12 protein-coding genes are annotated in these 18,231 nt (G+C 70.5%); 10 read left to right on the forward strand and 2 right to left on the reverse strand.

Features of this window, described 5'->3' with window-relative positions; all coding sequences use genetic code 11:
- Positions 1-308: 308 nt before the first annotated feature.
- The 8 genes from leuS to holA all read left to right on the forward strand — a co-directional run bounded on the left by leuS (position 309) and on the right by holA (position 12,179).
- Complete coding sequence (leuS, locus tag OG226_RS32705; protein WP_329350903.1) at positions 309-3,188, forward strand: leucine--tRNA ligase; 2,880 nt, start codon at positions 309-311, stop codon at positions 3,186-3,188.
- 179 nt (positions 3,189-3,367) lie between these two features.
- Positions 3,368-4,099, forward strand: a complete 732-nt coding sequence (locus OG226_RS32710; protein WP_329350904.1) for a hypothetical protein — start codon at positions 3,368-3,370, stop codon at positions 4,097-4,099.
- A 123-nt stretch (positions 4,100-4,222) separates the two neighbouring features.
- Complete coding sequence (locus OG226_RS32715; RefSeq protein ID WP_266856636.1) at positions 4,223-5,068, forward strand: DegV family protein; 846 nt, start codon at positions 4,223-4,225, stop codon at positions 5,066-5,068.
- A 930-nt stretch (positions 5,069-5,998) separates the two neighbouring features.
- Complete coding sequence (locus tag OG226_RS32720) at positions 5,999-6,892, forward strand: ComEA family DNA-binding protein (RefSeq protein ID WP_329350905.1); 894 nt, start codon at positions 5,999-6,001, stop codon at positions 6,890-6,892.
- Complete coding sequence (locus OG226_RS32725) at positions 6,889-9,570, forward strand: ComEC/Rec2 family competence protein (protein WP_443066927.1); 2,682 nt, start codon at positions 6,889-6,891, stop codon at positions 9,568-9,570. Before OG226_RS32720 ends, OG226_RS32725 begins: the two co-directional genes overlap by 4 nt.
- Positions 9,571-9,574: 4 nt before the next feature.
- Positions 9,575-10,435: an arylamine N-acetyltransferase family protein gene (locus OG226_RS32730; protein ID WP_328683395.1), complete on the forward strand. Its 861-nt coding sequence runs from the start codon at positions 9,575-9,577 to the stop codon at positions 10,433-10,435.
- Positions 10,432-10,677, forward strand: coding sequence for a hypothetical protein (locus OG226_RS32735; protein ID WP_328683396.1), 246 nt, complete (start codon positions 10,432-10,434; stop codon positions 10,675-10,677). The genes OG226_RS32730 and OG226_RS32735 overlap by 4 nt, the downstream gene beginning before the upstream one ends.
- Positions 10,678-11,189: 512 nt before the next feature.
- Positions 11,190-12,179 (forward strand): DNA polymerase III subunit delta, encoded by a 990-nt coding sequence (gene holA / locus OG226_RS32740; protein WP_329350906.1) that lies wholly within the window; start codon positions 11,190-11,192, stop codon positions 12,177-12,179.
- Positions 12,180-12,809: 630 nt separating this feature from the next.
- Here the strand turns inward: holA and rpsT are convergent.
- Entirely contained in the window at positions 12,810-13,076 is a 267-nt protein-coding gene (gene rpsT / locus OG226_RS32745; protein ID WP_019064182.1) for a 30S ribosomal protein S20, read from the reverse strand.
- A gap of 490 nt (positions 13,077-13,566) precedes the next feature.
- Here rpsT and lepA point away from each other — a divergent pair, with 490 nt between their 5' ends.
- Both lepA and OG226_RS32755 read left to right on the forward strand, forming a co-directional pair.
- Positions 13,567-15,441 (forward strand): translation elongation factor 4, encoded by a 1,875-nt coding sequence (gene lepA / locus OG226_RS32750; protein WP_328683398.1) that lies wholly within the window; start codon positions 13,567-13,569, stop codon positions 15,439-15,441.
- A 214-nt stretch (positions 15,442-15,655) separates the two neighbouring features.
- Positions 15,656-17,542 (forward strand): AMP-dependent synthetase/ligase, encoded by a 1,887-nt coding sequence (locus OG226_RS32755; RefSeq protein WP_329350907.1) that lies wholly within the window; start codon positions 15,656-15,658, stop codon positions 17,540-17,542.
- 103 nt (positions 17,543-17,645) lie between these two features.
- Here OG226_RS32755 and OG226_RS32760 read toward each other — a convergent pair whose 3' ends face one another.
- Entirely contained in the window at positions 17,646-18,227 is a 582-nt protein-coding gene (locus tag OG226_RS32760; RefSeq protein WP_329350908.1) for a response regulator, read from the reverse strand.
- Positions 18,228-18,231 lie beyond the last annotated feature (4 nt).

Below are 18,231 nucleotides of genomic sequence, written 5' to 3' on the forward strand. Positions count from 1 at the left end.
TGTCCCGTAGTGGGTGGTACGCGAAGGTAATCCTTGAACCGGGGTCAGTCCACGCCGGTGTGGACAGGGTGCCAAGGGTGATACGGAAGCGCGTCGCGTTGTGCTCAAGGGCTGCGGTACTCTGACGCCATGCGTGCCGTACGCCTTCTGCTTAGCGAGCCGCGCTGATCAGTCCCGACCACCGGTGAACGGTGAGGTCGGAATCAGCGCGGCGTCCCCTCCTGTGCGAGGGGATTTTTCATTTGGTGGATGTCACACCCTGAATGTCGCAGCCGCTGGCAGAGACGATCGATGGAGCTTTGAGGATCATGAGCGAGACGAACCCCGCTGCCGCCGCCGAGGTGGTCGCCCCGCACCGCTACACGGCCGCGATGGCCGCGGACATCGAAGCACGCTGGCAGGACTTCTGGGACGCCGAGGGCACCTATGAGGCGCCGAACCCGACCGGTGACCTGGCCGGCGACCCCGAACTGGCCGCCCGCCCCAAGAAGTTCATCATGGACATGTTCCCGTACCCCTCCGGTGCGGGCCTGCACGTCGGCCACCCCCTGGGCTACATCGCCACCGATGTGTTCGCCCGGTTCCAGCGGATGACCGGCCACAACGTGCTGCACACCCTGGGCTTCGACGCCTTCGGGCTGCCCGCCGAGCAGCACGCCGTCCAGACCGGCGAGCACCCCAGGATCACCACCCTGGCCGCCATCACCAACATGAAGTCCCAGCTGCGCGCGCTGGGCCTGGGCCACGACAAGCGCCGGTCGTTCGCCACGATCGACCCCGAGTACTACAAGTGGACCCAGTGGATCTTCCTGCAGATCTTCAACTCCTGGTACGACGACGAGGCCGACAAGGCCCGCCCGATCGCCGAGCTGATCGCCCAGTTCGAGACCGGTGAGCGTGCCGTACCGGGACACACGCGCGCGTGGCCCGAGCTGAGCGCCACCGAACGTGCCGACGTCCTGGGCGAGTTCCGCCTGGCGTACGCCTCCGAGGCGCCCGTCAACTGGTGTCCCGGCCTGGGCACCGTCCTGGCCAACGAGGAGGTCACCGCCGACGGCCGCTCCGAGCGCGGCAACTTCCCCGTCTTCAAGGCCAAGCTGCGCCAGTGGAACATGCGCATCACCGCCTACGCCGACCGGCTGCTGGCGGACCTGGAGGAGCTGGACTGGCCCGAGGCCATCAAGCTGCAGCAGCGCAACTGGATCGGCCGCTCCGAGGGTGCCCGCGTCGACTTCCCCGTGGACGACGAGAACATCACCGTCTTCACCACCCGCCCCGACACCCTGTTCGGCGCGACCTACATGGTGCTGGCGCCCGAGCACCCGCTGGTCGACACGGTCACGCCTGCCGCCTGGCCCGAGGGCACGCGCGACGCGTGGACCGGAGGGCACGCCACGCCGGCGGAGGCCGTCGCCGCGTACCGCGCGCAGGCCGGCACCAAGTCCGACGTGGAGCGGCAGACCGAGGCCAAGGAGAAGACCGGCGTCTTCACCGGCACGTTCGCGACGAACCCGGTCAACGGCGAGCGGCTGCCCGTCTTCATCGCCGACTACGTACTGATGGGCTACGGCACCGGCGCGATCATGGCCGTCCCGGCGGGCGACCAGCGCGACTTCGACTTCGCGCGCGCCTTCGAGCTGCCGATCACCTGCATCGTCGAGCCGACCGACGGCCGCGGGACGGACACGTCCACGTGGGAGGACGCCTTCGGGTCCTACGACGCGAAGATCATCAACTCCTCGAACGACGACATCTCCCTGGACGGCCTGGCCGTCGCCGAGGCCAAGGCCCGGATCACGGAGTGGCTGGCCCGCGAGGGCATCGGCGAGGGCACCGTCAACTTCCGCCTGCGCGACTGGCTGTTCAGTCGCCAGCGCTACTGGGGCGAGCCCTTCCCGATCGTCTACGACGAGGACGGCATCGCGCACTCGCTGCCCGAGTCGATGCTGCCCCTGGAGCTGCCGGAGGTCGAGGACTACTCGCCGCGCACCTTCGATCCGGACGACGCGGACACGTCCCCTGAGACGCCCCTGTCCCGCAACGAGGACTGGGTCGCCGTCACCCTGGACCTGGGCGACGGCCGCGGCCCCCAGAAGTACCGCCGCGAGACCAACACCATGCCGAACTGGGCCGGTTCCTGCTGGTACGAACTGCGCTACCTGGACCCGCACAACGACCAGAAGCTGGTCGACCCGGCCATCGAGCAGTACTGGATGGGCCCCCGCGCGGGCATGCCGCACGGCGGCGTCGACCTGTACGTCGGCGGCGCCGAGCACGCCGTACTGCACCTGCTGTACGCGCGCTTCTGGTCCAAGGTGCTGTTCGACCTGGGGCACATCTCGTCCCCGGAGCCGTTCCACAAGCTGTTCAACCAGGGCATGATCCAGGCCTACGTCTACCGGGACAGCCGGGGCTTCCCGGTGCCGGCCGCCGAGGTCGAGGAGCTGGGCGGCGAGTACTACCACCAGGGCGAGAAGGTCTCCCGGCTGCTGGGCAAGATGGGCAAGTCCCTGAAGAACGCGGTCACTCCGGACGAGATCTGCGACGAGTACGGTGCCGACACCCTGCGCCTGTACGAGATGGCCATGGGCCCGCTGGACGTGTCCCGGCCGTGGGACACGCGCGCGGTGGTGGGCCAGTACCGGCTGCTGCAGCGGCTGTGGCGCAACGTCGTCGACGAGGCGACCGGTGAGGTCACGGTCGTCGACACCGAGCCCGACGAGGACACCCTGCGTGCCCTGCACAAGGCGATCGACGGGGTCCGTCAGGACCTGCAGGGGCTGCGCTTCAACACGGCCATCGCCAAGATCACCGAGCTGAACAACCAGCTGACCAAGGCGGGCGGCGCGGTGCCGCGTTCCGTCGCCGAGTCGCTGGTGCTGCTGATCGCGCCGCTGGCCCCGCACGTCGCCGAGGAGCTGTGGCGCAAGCTGGGCCGCACCGACACGGTCGTCCACCAGGACTTCCCGGTCGCCGACCCGGCCTACGTCGTGGACGAGAGCGTGACCTGCGTCGTGCAGATCAAGGGCAAGGTCAAGGCGCGGCTGGAGGTGTCGCCGTCGATCTCCGACGCCGAGCTGGAGAAGGTCGCGCTGGCCGACGAGAAGGTCGTCGCCGCGCTGGACGGCGTGGGCATCCGCAAGGTCATCGTGCGAGCGCCGAAGCTGGTGAACATCGTTCCGGCGTAGTCGGTAGTCGGTAGTCACTAGTTGTTGTCGGCACGGCCCTTTTTGACGCGTCGGGGCGAGTGCCTCGGGGTAGTCCCCTACGGGCAGGTCCAGGGTTCCTGTGGAACTCCGGACCTGCCCGTTGCGTTTACCGTTGAAGAGCGGCGCGGCGTGTGCCGCCCGGAGTCGGTGGAGGAGCGTTGGAAGCCGTGATCACAGTCTTCGCCCTTCTCTTCCTGCTGTTCGTGGTCGTAGGCGGCTACGCGGCGGTCAAGGCGGTCGGTGCGGCCAAGCGCGGCGTCGACCGCACGGTCGCGCAGGCCCGGCGCTCGGTCGAGGACCACACCCTGCGCGCCAAGTCCTTCGCCCAGCCCGGCCCACAGGGACAGGTGGCCCAACTCCGGCTCGCGCTGCGCACGTCGATGCGCGCGACCCAGGACGCGCTGCACGCGGGCGTGCCCCAGGACGAGTCGCTCAAGGAGTCCCTGGGCCTCTTCCAGCGGCTCAGCGCGCACGGCCGTGAACTCGACGGCGAGCTCAGGCGCCTGGAGTCCGAGCCGGACCGCAGGACACTCGCCGAGCGGCTGCCCGCCCTGCGTGAGCGCACCGAGCGCATCACGAAGTCGGCGGACTCGCTGCGCTGGGCGGCCCGCGACCGCGCCGGCCGCTTCGCTGAGGACGACCTGGACACGCTGAGCGCCCAGATAGACATGGAGGCCGGTGCCCTGCGGCACTGGACGAAGGCCGATCCCGCATCGTCCCCGTGGCCGGACGCCCCGCCCGCCGACGCCACGGCGGATCGGCAGACCTGGCCGGAGCCCCCGCGCTCCCGCCCGGCCGCCGAGGAACCGGCCCCGTCCGCCATCACCCCGCCAGGACGGCGCCCTGCCTACCCCTGGCAGAAGAAACCCCGCCCCGAGAGCACGACTTGATCGGGCGGCACGGCGTGGCACGGCATGGTGTGAGCGTTCGGCATGGTGTGATCCGGCCGGTTCCGGCCCAGGTGAAAGGGGTCGGGCTGCCGCCCGGCCGCTACGGCAGGTAACCTCCAGCTCATGTCCCGCCATGTCGCGATCGTCACCGATTCAACGGCCTACCTGCCGCCGCTGACGATGGAGCGCCACGGCATCACAGCGGTGCCATTGACCGTGGTCCTCGGCGACCGGGCGCTCGAAGAGGGCACCGAGATCTCCACCCGCTCCCTGGCCCAGGCCCTGCAGAAGCGCCGCCCGGTCACCACCTCGCGCCCCAGCCCCCAGCTCTTCGCGGAGACCTACCGCAAGGTCGCCGAGTCCGGCGCCACCGGCATCGTCTCCCTCCACCTCTCCGCCGAACTCTCGGGCACCTACGACGCGGCGGTCGTCGCCGCGCGTGAGGCACCGGTGCCGGTGCGGGTCGTGGACACCGGGATGGTCGCGATGGCGCTCGGCTTCTGCGCACTCGCCGCGGCCGAGACGGCGGAGGCGGGCGGCACGGTGGACGAGGCGGTCACGGCCGCGGAGAAGCGGGCCGCCGGCACCTCCGCGTACTTCTACGTCGACACCCTCGACTATCTGCGCCGGGGCGGCCGAATCGGCGCGGCACAGGCCCTGTTGGGCTCCGCGCTCGCCGTGAAGCCGCTGCTCCAGCTGGAGGGCGGGCGCATCGAACTCCTGGAGAAGGTCCGGACGGCGTCGAAGGCGATCGCCCGCCTTGAGGAACTCGCGGCGGACCGGGCGGGCAGTGCGCAGGTCGACATCGCTGTTCACCATCTCTCCGCGCCCGAGCGGGCGTCGGCGCTCGCGGATCGGTTGCGGGCACGGGTGCCGGGGCTGGCGGATCTCCATGTGAGTGAGGTCGGGGCGGTGATCGGGGCGCATACCGGGCCGGGGTTGTTGGGGGCTGTGGTTTCGCCTCGGTGACGGGGTTTGTCGGGGGCGGAGTCTGTGGGGGCGGCGCTCCCGGGGGAGGCGTCAGGCGTTCGCGGGCTGGTGCGTCAGGCGGTGCCTTGAGCGGTGCTTTGAGTGGTGCTCTGGGCGGGTGGCGCTCGTTCGGGTGACGGAGTTATCCACAACTGGGCAGTCGTCCCCGGGAATTGACCAAGATCATCGCCGAGTCGCGGAATATCCGATCCTCGGCGCATGGCACTTCGATCACGCTCACATACAGCGACTGCGACCAGCGGCCCGGGCCGCGCCCCGTCCTCCGACGACCGAACTCGGCATCGCCGCGGGCCCGCACGGGGGCGGGCACAGCGTCAGGCTTCGGCGGAGGAACTTCGGCGACGGGCGGAACTGCTCTTTGGCGAACGTGGTCAAGGTGGTGAACGTGCCGGGGAGCGGGGGGAGTTGGGGAACGGGCCGCCGGGTGAGGACGGGAGTGGGGGTGAGGGCTCTGGGTCGCCGGTAGGGGAGAGGGCGGGGCGGTCTCTTCCGGTGGTGGGCGAGGGTGTGGGGCTTCCTGCTCCGCCGGGGGCCGAGGCCATGGGGGATTCTCGGCCGCCGGGGGCCGAGGCCATGGGGGATTCTCGGCCGCCGGGGGCCGAGGCCATGGCGAGTTCCCCTGAGCTGGTGGCCGAGGCCATGGCGAGTTCCCCTGAGCTGGTGGGCGAGGTCATGGCGAGTTCTCCTGCGCCGGTGGGTGAAGTCGCGGGGGCTCTTGGTCCACCCGCGAGTGTGGCGAGGGGGCGGGCTGTTCCGCCAGTGGTCAGGGCGGCGGGGCTGCGCCTTCCGGCGCCTGTTGATGCAGGGCCATGGGCTGTCCGGGAGCCGGCGCCAGCGTCGGAGCCGACGGCAGGGGCGGGGTTGGGGTCGGGGCAGCGGATGGTCCGGGTGGTCCGGGTGGGTTCGCCTGTGCGTGTTGCCCTTGAGCCTGATGGCTTCTCGTACGCCGGACGGGCCGAATTGGCCGGAGACGGTGGGGAGTTCGGCCGCTCCGGAGAGGTCGATGCCCGGCGGGATCGTGCGGTCGGTGCCTGGCCGGAGCGGGTCGGGGTCGCTCTGCGGGAGCGGATGCCGGTGTGGGTGCAGACGCGGTGTGGGCTGGAGCGGCGGAACGTGATCGCGCTCGGTGTAGTGCTCGTCGTGGCCGCGGTCTTCGCCGTGCAGCACTTCTGGGTGGGCCGGACCCAGCCCGTTCGCGCACCGGAGGTGGTGGGGGCGGCGGCTCCCTATGGAGAAGGGAGCGGAGGCAAGGACGGCATCGGGGGTGCGGCTGCGGGGAAGGGGGCCGGACCGCGTGCCTCGTCGGTCGGAGGACGGGGTGCCGCGGGTGCCGCCGGTACCGAGATCGTCGTGGACATCAGCGGCAAGGTCCGGGAGCCCGGGGTTCATCGGCTTCCGGCTGGTTCACGGGTGACCGATGCGTTGCGGGCGGCGGGCGGGGTGCGTCCGGGCACGAACACCGAGGGGCTCAACCGGGCCCGGTTCCTCGTGGACGGGGAGCAGATCGTCGTCGGCGGTGCGGCCCCTGCGGCGGTGTCTGGTGCGGCGGGCGGTGCGAACAGCACGGGGATCGCGGGCTCGGCCGGGTCCGCTGCGGGGGCCGCTCCGACTGCTCCGGTGTCCCTCAACACGGCCACCGCCGACCAGCTCAACGCTCTGCCCGGCGTGGGCCCGGTGCTGGCCCAGCACATCATCGACTACCGCACCCAGCACGGCGGTTTCCGCTCGGTGGACGAGCTGCGCCAGGTCAACGGCATCGGCGATCGTCGCTTCGCCGATCTGCGGGACCTGGTACAGCCATGACCCGCGTCCACGACGATCCGCCCGAGCCCGCGACGCCTCGCCGTACGGCGCAGGACGACGTCTCCTCACCGGCCCGTCCAACCGTGCACGCCGACTCCGGAAGTCGGCGGGGTGCAGCGCACCCCCAACAGGAAGGACCGACGGACCTACGACTCGTACCGCCCGCGCTCGCGGCCTGGGCGACGGCGGCACTGGCGCTGGACGCGTCGCCGAGCTGGGTCACAGGGGTCGCGGCCGTCTCGCTGGCCGTGGCGCTCGTGCTGTTGCTGGTGACACGGCGACGGGACAGGTCAGGGGCAGGGGCAGGCGGTGGCCACGCCCCGTCACAGCTGGACGCTCACGCTGACCCCTCATCGGAGGGGGGCCGCCCCGCACGCTCATGGCGGCAGGCCGCATGGCCCCGGGTCTCGATCGCCGCCCTGCTTCTCTCCGTCGCCGCGGCCGCCGCCTCCGCCGGGCTGCACGGGGCGGATCTGCGGCGTGGGCCGGTGCCCGAGTTGGCGCGGGAGTACGCGACCGTGACCGCGGAGGTGGAGGTCGGTTCCGATCCGCGGTTGACGCGACCCCGGGTGAGCGGGGATCACGCGGCTCCGGTCTCCGTGCTCGTCGACGCCGAGGTGCGGCGGGTCGAGGAGTTGGACGGGACGGTCGTGGAGACGCGGGCGCCGGTGCTGTTGATCGTCGACCCGGGTTCGTCCTCCAAGGGCGTGGGCGGGGCACGGGGTTCCGGTGGTGGGCCGGAGCGTTCGCCCTGGCTCGGGCTGCTTCCGTCGACGCGGGTGAGGGTGACCGCGAGGTTGGCGCCCTCGCTGACGAGTGGGGACCGGGTCGCGGCCGTGCTGCGGGTGCGGAACCAGCCGGTGCCGGAGGCGGTGGCGGGGCCGTCCGGAGTGCAGCGGTTCGCGGGGCGGTTGCGGGCCGGGTTGCGCGAGGCCACCGACGGGTTACCGGCGGACGCGCGGGCATTGCTGCCGGGGCTGGTCGTGGGGGACACCGCGCGGATCACACCCGAGTTGGACCAGGCGTTCAAGGAGACGGACCTCGCGCACACCCTCGCCGTCTCCGGAAGCAACCTCACCATCCTGCTCGCCCTCCTCATCGGACCGCCCGGTCTCGCCCAGCACATCGAACGCCGTGGTCTGGCACCCCGGTTGGGCATCTCCCTCCGGGCGACCGCACTGCTCGGCGGGGTCCTCACCCTCGGCTTCGTCGTCGTGTGCCGCCCCGACCCGAGCGTGCTGCGGGCCGCGGCCTGCGGTGCCGTCGCGCTGCTCGCCCTGGCGACCGGCCGCCGCAGATCACTGATCCCGGCCCTGGCGACGGCCGTACTGCTGCTGGTGCTCTACGACCCGTGGCTGGCCCGGAGTTACGGCTTCCTGCTCTCCGTGCTGGCCACCGGTGCCCTGCTCACGCTCGCGCCGCGCTGGTGCGAGACGCTGCGACGGCACCGGGTTCCGCCGCGGCTGGCCGAGGCGCTGGCCGCCGCCGCTGCCGCACAGGCGTTGTGCGCACCGGTCGTGGCCGTGCTGTCGGCGCGGGTCAGTCTGGTGGCGGTGCCGTGCAATCTGCTCGCGGAGATCGCCGTCGCACCGGCCACGGTGCTGGGCTTCGCGGCGCTGGCGACGGCACCGGTGGCGATGCCGATGGCCAAGGTCCTTGCCTGGGGCGCGAGTTGGCCCGCCGGATGGATCGCGGACGTCGCCCGGACCGGCGCCGCCCTGCCCGGTGGGGGAGTGGACTGGCCGGGCAACTGGACGGGGGCGTTGCTGCTCGCGCTGGCTGTCGCGGCTCTGGTGCTGGTCGGGCGGCGGCTGTTGAAGCACCCCTGGTTGTGCGGTGCCTGCGGGCTGTTGCTGCTGCTGATCGTGGTGGCGCCGGCGCCGTTGACCCGGGTGATCACGGGGTGGCCGCCGTCGGGTTGGAGATTCGCCATGTGTGATGTCGGGCAGGGCGACGCGACAGTGCTGGCCGCAGGCAAGGGAACCGGCGTAGTCGTGGACGCCGGACCCGATCCGAAGCTGGTCGACCGGTGTCTGCGCACGCTCGGCATCACCAGGATTCCGCTCGTCGTCCTCACCCACTTCCACGCCGACCACGTCGCGGGACTGCCCGGGGTGCTGCGGGGCCGCTCGGTGGGCGCGATCGAGACGACGTCCTTCGAAGAGCCCGCGGAACAGGTCGAGTTCGTACGGAGAGCGGCGGCGGAACGGCACATCCCGATCACCCGGGCCGTAGCCGGCGAGCAGCGACGCACGGGCCCGCTGTCCTGGCAGGTGCTGTGGCCCCCACCGCGCCCGGCGCCGGACCCGGACGGGCCGAACGATGCCAGTGTCGCCCTGCTGGTACGGACGGCCGGGCTACGACTGCTGTTGCTCGGGGACCTCGAACCCCCGGCCCAGCAGGAGCTGTTGAGGTCACCGGCGGCGGCGCTGCTGGGAGGCGTGGACGTCCTCAAAGTCGCTCATCATGGCTCGGCTTACCAAGACGCGGACCTGATACGCAGGGTGGCTCCGCGGCTGGCGTTGATCTCCTGTGGGGAGAACAACACCTATGGGCACCCCGCTCCCAGCACGGTCGCGGCGCTGCGGGCCATGGGCGCGGTGGTCCTGCGGACGGATATGGACGGGGCGTTGGCGGTGAGTGGGGAAGGAGGCGGGCTGCGGGTGGCGCGAGACTGAAGGCATGAATCCCGCACAGATTGATGCCTATCTCCGCCGGCTGGGAGTCCAGCACCCGGCGTCGCCCACCGTCGATGTCCTGCGCGAGTTGCATCTGCGCCATCTGCAGACCGTGCCCTTCGAGAATCTGTCCATCCATCTGGGCGAGGAGATCGTGCTGGAGGAGAACCGGCTGCTGGACAAGGTGGTGGGCGCGGGCAGGGGCGGGTTCTGCTACGAACTGAACGGTCTGTTCGGCGCGTTGCTCACCGCGCTCGGCTTCGAGGTCGAGTTGCTCGCGGCGCGGGTGTACGGGGACGAGGGGCGGACGGGGATTCCGTACGACCATCTCGCGCTGCGGGTGCGGACGGTGGACGGGGGCGCGTGGCTGGCGGACGTGGGCTTCGGGACGCACAGCCACTATCCGCTGGCCTTCGAGGAGCGGGGTGAGCAGGAGGATCCCGGTGGCACGTTCAGGGTCGTCGCGTCGGGACCGGATGCGGCCGGGGTGCGGGGCGGGGCGTCCGGAGCGGATGCGGTTTCGGGGGAGGCGGCTGACCTGGACGTGGTGCGGAACGGAAGGCCCGAGTACCGCCTGGAGGCGCGGCCCCGGGTGCTCGGTGACTTCGTGGCCGGGGCGTGGTGGCACAGCACGTCACCGGCCTCGCACTTCACCCGGTCACTGGTCTGTTCACGGCTCCTGGAGGACGGCGGGAGGATCACCCTCGCCGGCCGGACCCTCACGACGACCACCGGGGAGGGGACGCGGGACGTCCGTGAACTGACCGCGGACGAGGAGGTGTTGGCGATGTACCGGGAGCGGTTCGGGATCGAGCTGGGGTCGGTTCCGGAGGTTCGGGCGCGTGGGGAGAAAATGTCCTCGTGAGCGATGTGAGACATGTGCTGGTGCTGCCCGACCGTGATGCGGCCCAGGAGGCGGCGGAGGTACTCGGGGAGCGGTTCGCGCTCGACGAGGAACCGCGGCTGGTGCGGGACGCACTGGCCGGTGAGGATGATGCCGAGGACGCGCAGTGGCTGCTCGTTCTGCGGGACGAGGACGGGCGACTCGACCCCGCGGAGCTGGACGCGTTCGCGGGGGAGTGGAACGGCTGGCGCGAGGAGCCGTAGCGGCGGCAGGTTCTACGGCCGGACTCGCACTCGAACCCGCACGGCGCCGCCGCGCCGCACTCGAACCCGCGCGGCGCCGCCGCGCCGCACTCGAACCCGCGCGGCGCCGCCGCGCCGCACCCGAACCCGCACGGCGTCGCCGCACCCGAACCCGCACGGCGTCGCCGCACCCGAACCCGCACGGCGTCGCCGCACCCGAACCCGCACGGCGCCGCCGCACCCGAACCCGCACGGCGTCGCCGCACCCGAACCCGCACGGCGCCGCCGCACCGAACCCGCACGGCGCCGCCGCACCGCGCCGAACCCGCACCGTGCCGCCGCGCCGCGCCGCGCCGAACCGGCACCGCGCCGCCGCACCCGAACCCGCACGGCGCCGCCGCACCCGAACCTGCACCCGGCCCGGTCCCGCACCTGTACCCGGCCCGGTCCCGCACCCACACCCGGCCCCCCGTCCGACCCCGGCACGTGGCACGCGGGACGCGTTGTCAGTGGCGCGTGCGATGCTTTACGAGATGGCCAGGAAGACTGCGAATGACGACCCTCTCGCCCCGGTGACGCTTGCCGTGGGCCAGGAGGACCTCCTGCTCGACCGTGCCGTGCGGGAGGTGGTGGCCGCTGCCAGGGCCTCCGACGCCGACACGGACGTACGTGACCTGACTTCGGACCAGTTGCAGCCCGGCACACTCGCCGAGTTGACCAGCCCGTCGCTCTTCGCGGAGCGCAAGGTCGTGGTCGTACGCAATGCGCAGGATCTGTCCGCGGACACGGTCAAGGATGTGAGGGCGTATCTCGGGGCGCCCGCCGAGGAGATCACGCTGGTGCTGTTGCACGCCGGCGGGGTCAAGGGCAAAGGGCTGCTCGATGCCGCTCGCAAGGCCGGGGCGCGGGAGGTGGCCTGCCCGAAGATGACGAAGCCGGCGGACCGGTTGGCGTTCGTGAGGGGTGAGTTCCGGGCGACCGGGAGGTCGGCCACACCGGAGGCCTGTCAGGCGCTGGTCGACTCCCTCGGCAGTGATCTGCGCGAACTGGCTTCCGCTGTCTCCCAGTTGGTCGCCGACATCGAGGGGACCATCGACGAGGCGGTCGTCGGGCGGTACTACACGGGGCGGGCCGAGGCGTCGAGCTTCACGGTCGCGGACCGGGCCGTGGAAGGGCGGGCGGCGGAGGCGCTGGAGGCGCTGCGGTGGTCGTTGTCCACCGGGGTGGCGCCGGTGCTGATCACCAGCGCGTTGGCGCAGGGGGTGCGGGCGATCGGCAAGCTGTCGTCCGCGCGCGGGGGACGGCCGGCGGACCTGGCGCGTGAGCTGGGGATGCCGCCGTGGAAGATCGACCGGGTACGGCAGCAGATGCGGGGGTGGACACCGGACGCGGTCTCTGTCGCGCTGCGGGCGGTGGCCGAGGCGGACGCGGGAGTGAAGGGTGGTGGGGACGATCCGGAGTACGCGTTGGAGAAGGCGGTCGTCGCGATCGCCCGGGCGGCCCGGTCGCGGGGTCAGGCCTAGTACTACAGCCGGACTTCTGCGTTTTTGCAGGTCAGGGCCGTTCTGGGAAGCCGGTCAGGCTGATGGAGTGTCAGTTTGTGGGGGTCTCGCACGGCGCTCACCTGGCAGGATGTCGGCGTACCGCCTGTCGCCGCGCGTATCTTCGGTGACGGCCGTGGCGAAGTCCGGCTGTAGTACTAGGACCTGTCCGGCGGATCACGCCGCAGACGCGGGGTCTGGCACGCACGCCTGCGGCGTCGCCCTCCTACCTGGTCCGCCGGCCAGACCCTGGGCGTATTGCCCCGCAGGGTTGTCGACACGGCGGGGCATGTCGTGGACGTGGGGTGTGGCATGGCCGTCTGCGGTGTCGCCGTCGGCGGGAATCGGGCATCGCCGATTTCCTGCGACCTGCTCCGCCGGACCGGCCCTGGCGACTCTGCCCCAGGTGCGGGCCATCGCGGGGAGATACGGCGAGACGGGGGCGGGGACGGGGAAACAGCAATGCCCCCGAAGTGGGTCCGGGGGCACTGTACGTGGCGTGGCGACCACGATGTCTGTCCGTGAATCGAGGTAGAGGGCTCGACGTTGTCCTCACGGTGGATTGCTACTGGTCCGGTCCGCGCGAGCGCGGGCCGAGGCAAGTGCGGAGGATCAGCCCTGGAGCGCGGTGACCTTGGAAGCAAGCGCCGACTTCTTGTTGGCGGCCTGGTTCTTGTGGATGACGCCCTTCGCGACGGCCTTGTCGAGCTGACGCGCGGCAGCGCGCTGGTACTCGGTGGCCTTCTCGACGTCACCCGCGGCAGCGGCTTCGCGGGCCTTGCGGATCGCGGTCTTCAGGGAGGACTTGACGGCCTTGTTGCGCAGCCGAGCCTTCTCGTTGGTCTTGATCCGCTTGATCTGGGACTTGATGTTCGCCACGAATGAGCCTTTGCAGGTTCTGGCACGGGGCCGCACGGGTCCCGGGCCGATGATTTTCCTTGGGTTGCGCCTCACGCCGAGAGGGCATGAGACACAGCTACCCAGGCTACCAGCCGCCCACCGGCCCACCCAAACCGGTCGCCGGGGGGCCACCGGTCACCGTCCCGCACCGGCCTGAACGGGACCGCACCCTTCGTCTGTCACCCCAGGCCAGGCGCCTGCCGCGACTCCCGAGCAGCCCAAGGCCTCCCCGAACCGCAGCCCGAGTCCCCGAGCGGCCCCAGACATACCCGACCACTCTTCCCGCTCCCCTAGAAGTCCCCGCCCCCCCCGCACCCGCCACCGAACCGACCCGCGAAAACCCCCACGATTACCCACCCGCACCGGCCCAAACCGGACCGCACCTCCCACGCGTGGGACGATGGAAGCTACGTATCGATCCGACCCGAGACCGCAGACACTGCGGACGCCTCAAGAATCAGGACCCTGCGTGCCCGCGATCCCCAGCCATGTGCCCGAGCCGAGCCGTACCGACCCGGCGCTGATCCGCAATTTCTGCATCATCGCGCACATCGACCATGGCAAGTCCACGCTCGCCGACCGGATGCTCCAGCTGACCGGAGTGGTCGACCAGCGGCAGATGCGTGCTCAGTACCTCGACCGCATGGACATCGAGCGCGAGCGTGGCATCACGATCAAGTCCCAGGCGGTGCGTCTGCCGTGGGCCCCCACCGAGGGGGCCGACAAGGGCAGTACCCACATCCTCAACATGATCGACACCCCGGGACACGTCGACTTCACGTACGAGGTCTCGCGGTCGCTCGCCGCCTGCGAGGGCACCGTGCTGCTCGTGGACGCCGCCCAGGGCATCGAGGCCCAGACCCTCGCCAACCTCTACCTGGCGATGGAGAACGACCTCACGATCATCCCCGTACTGAACAAGATCGACCTGCCGGCCGCGCAGCCCGAGAAGTTCGCGGAGGAGCTGGCCAACCTCGTCGGGTGCGACCCCGACGACGTGCTGCGGGTGTCCGCGAAGACCGGTATCGGCGTCGACGTCCTGCTGAACAAGGTCGTCAAGGAGGTCCCGGCGCCGGTCGGGAACGCGGACGCGCCCGCCCGTGCCATGATCTTCGACTCGGTCTACGACTCCTACCGCGGTGTCGTGACGTACATCAGGGTCATCGACGGACTGCTCACCAAGCGCGAGAAGATCCGGATGATGTCCACGAACGCCACGCACGAGCTGCTGGAGATCGGGACGAACTCGCCGGAGATGCTCGGCGCGGACGGGCTCGGGGTCGGCGAGGTCGGCTATCTGATCACCGGCGTGAAGGACGTCCGCCAGTCCAAGGTCGGTGACACGATCACCACCCTGCACAAGGGCGCGACCGAGGCGCTCGGCGGGTACAAGGACCCCAAGCCGATGGTCTTCTCGGGCCTGTATCCGCTGGACGGGTCCGACTACCCGGAGCTGCGCGAGGCCCTCGACAAGCTCCAGCTCAACGACGCCGCGCTCGTCTACGAGCCGGAGACCTCGGCGGCGCTCGGCTTCGGCTTCCGCGTCGGCTTCCTCGGGCTGCTGCACTTGGACGTGATCCGGGAGCGGCTGGAGCGCGAGTTCGGGCTCGACCTCATCGCGACCGCGCCGAACGTGGTGTACCGGGTCGACATGGAGGACGGCAGCGAGCACATCGTCACCAACCCGAGCGAGTTCCCCGAGGGGAAGATCGACAAGGTCTACGAGCCCGTCGTGCGCGCGACGATCCTCGCGCCGTCGGAGTTCATCGGCTCGATCATGGAGCTGTGCCAGACCCGGCGCGGCACCCTGCTCGGCATGGACTACCTCTCCGAGGACCGCGTCGAGATCCGCTACACGCTCCCCCTCGCGGAGATCGTCTTCGACTTCTTCGACCAGCTGAAGTCCAAGACCCGCGGCTACGCCTCGCTCGACTACGAGCCCACCGGCGAGGTGGACTCCAGCCTGGTCAAGGTCGACATCCTGCTGCACGGCGACAAGGTGGACGCCTTCTCGGCGATCACGCACAAGGACGCGGCGTACGCGTACGGCGTGCGGCTGGTCGCCAAGCTGCGGGAACTCATCCCGCGGCAGGCCTTCGAGGTGCCCATCCAGGCCGCCATCGGCTCCCGGGTCATCGCCCGCGAGACCATCCGCGCCATCCGCAAGGACGTCCTCGCCAAGTGCTACGGCGGTGACATCTCGCGTAAGCGGAAGCTGCTGGAGAAGCAGAAGGAGGGCAAGAAGCGGATGAAGATGGTGGGTTCCGTGGAGGTTCCCCAGGAGGCCTTCATCGCGGTGCTGTCCAGCGACGACAGCGGTCCCGGAGCCAAGGGCAAGAAGTAGCGCCGATTCATGGGGCCCGTTGCGCTTTCGCGCGGCGGGCCCTATGTCTTGGCTCTGTACGAAGTGGTCATGGCTCTGGAGGAAGTGACCGTCCACCGCCTCTTACGCACCGGCCGGTCGCGGCTTACTCTGATCACTGCTCGATAGTTACTCGTGAGTTAAACAACAGCCGCAGCAATGGTCCAGCCGCACTGTCGCGGGCCCGGAGGATGTCGTGAGCGACACACAGACCCTGATCGAGAACCGTCCGCCGTCCGTGGCGGGCCTCTTCCTGGAGCGCGTGGCGGCCACGCCGGACGCCGAGGCCTACCGCTACCCGGTACCGGCGGCCTCCGGTGAGGGCCCCGACGACTGGAAGTCACTGACCTGGGCGCAGGCCGCCGAGCAGGTCTTCGCGATCGCGGCCGGGCTGATCGAACTCGGCGTACAGCCCGAGGAGCGCGTCGCGCTCGCCTCCGCCACCCGCGTCGAGTGGATCCTCGCCGACCTGGGCATCCTGTGCGCCGGTGCCGCCACGACCACGGTGTACCCGCAGACCAACGCCGACGAGTCGACGTTCATCCTCGCCGACTCCGGCAGCAAGGTCCTCATCGCGGAGGACGCGGCGCAGCTCGCCAAGGCGCGGGAGAAGCGCGCCGACCTGCCCGAGCTGACGCATGTCGTGGTCATCGACCCGACCGGCGTCGAGACCGGAGCCGAAGAGGGCGGCTGGGTGCTGACCCTCGCCGAGCTGGAGCAGCGCGGCGCCGCGTACCTGGAGAAGAACCCGGACCTGATCAAGGAGCGGGTCGGGGCCATCACCAAGGACCAGCTCGCGACGATCATCTACACCTCGGGTACGACCGGCCGCCCCAAGGGCGTCCGCCTCCCGCACGACAACTGGTCGTACCTCGCGAAGGCCATCGCCGCGACCGGACTGCTCGGCCCCGAGGACGTCCAGTACCTGTGGCTGCCGCTCGCGCACGTCTTCGGCAAGGTGCTCACGTCCGGGCACATCGAGATCGGGCACGTCACCGCCGTGGACGGCCGCGTCGACAAGATCATCGAGAACCTGCCGATCGTGCGGCCGACGTACATGGCGGCCGTCCCGCGCATCTTCGAGAAGGTCTACAACGGCGTCGCCGCCAAGGCGCGCGCGGGCGGTGCCTCCAAGTACAAGGTCTTCCAGTGGGCCGCCGAGGTCGCCCGCGAGTACGCCAAGGTCACCCAGGACAACTTCCGCCGCACCGGCACGGCCACCGCGCCCTTCGGCCTCGCCGCCAAGCACAAGGTCGCCGACGCGCTGGTCTACGCGAAGATCCGCGAGGCCTTCGGCGGCAAGCTGCGCGCCTGCGTCTCCGGATCGGCCGCGCTCGCACCCGACATCGGCTACTTCTTCGCCGGCGCCGGCATCCACATCCTTGAGGGCTACGGCCTGACCGAGTCCTCCGCGGCCTCCTTCGTGAACCCCGGCGAGGCCTACCGCACCGGCACGGTCGGCAAGCCGCTGCCCGGCACGGAGGTGCGCATCGCGGACGACGGCGAGATCCTGCTGCGCGGCCCCGGCATCATGGAGGGCTACCACGGGCTGCCCGAGAAGACCGCCGAGGTCCTGGAGTCGGACGGCTGGTTCCACACCGGCGACATCGGCGAGCTGTCCCCCGACGGCTACCTCCGCATCACGGACCGCAAGAAGGACCTGATCAAGACCTCCGGCGGCAAGTACATCGCGCCGGCCGAGGTCGAGGGCCAGTTCAAGGCCGTCTGCCCGTACGTCTCCAACATCCTGGTGCACGGCGCCGACCGGAACTTCTGCACCGCCCTCATCTCCCTCGACGAACCGTCCATCCTGGAGTGGGCGAAGGACAACGACCTCGCCGGCAAGTCCTACGCCGAGGTCGTCGCCGCTCCCGCGACGGTCGCCATGGTCGAGGGCTACGTCAAGGAACTCAACGAGGGCCTCCAGCGCTGGCAGACCATCAAGAAGTTCCGCCTCCTCCCGCGCGACCTCGACGTGGAACACGGCGAGATCACCCCGAGCCTCAAGCTCAAGCGCCCGGTGGTGGAACGCGAGTACAAGCACCTGATCGACGAGATGTACGCGGGTTCGCGCGAAGCGTGATCATTTGGCGGGCCCCCGCGCCCCGAAGGGGCCGCGGGGCCCATCAGGGGCGCGGGGAACTGCGCGACAAGCCCCCACCGGCCCGCGGACGACAACGGACCCATCAGTCCTGACTCCGCCGCATGTCCCGCACCAGTTGGCCCATCTCCCGCACCTGAACCCGAAGTTCCCGAACCTCGTCCACCGCACTCGCAGCCACCCGCGCCTCAACTTCCTTGAGCCGCAACGCCAGTTCATCGAACTGCCCCTGCTCCCGCGCCAGCATCCGCTCCAACAACTGGTTCTTCCGGTGCAGTTCGAGAAAAGCGCTCACCTTGGCCCGCAGCACCCAGGGATCAAAGGGCTTGGTCAGATAGTCCGCGGCACCCGTGGCGTACCCCCGGAACGCATACCCCGCATCCGAGTCCGTGCCGGTCAGAAAGATGATCGGCACGTCCTTGGTCTGGTCGAGCCGCTTGATGTTGGCGGCGGTCTCGAAGCCGTCCATGCCCGGCATCCGGATGTCCAGCAGGACCACGGCGAAGCGTTGCCGCAGCAGCGCCTTCATCGCTTCCTCGCCCGAACGAGCCCGTATCAGCGGCTCGTTGAGGGATCCCAGGACGGCCTCCAGCGCGACCAGGTTGTCCTCCATGTCGTCGACCAGGAGGATGCTGGCGCGCTCGTCGGTCGTTGCCTCAGCGCTCATGATG

Origin of the sequence: Streptomyces sp. NBC_01261, from assembly GCF_036226385.1 — a bacterium.
Lineage (GTDB): Bacteria > Actinomycetota > Actinomycetes > Streptomycetales > Streptomycetaceae > Streptomyces.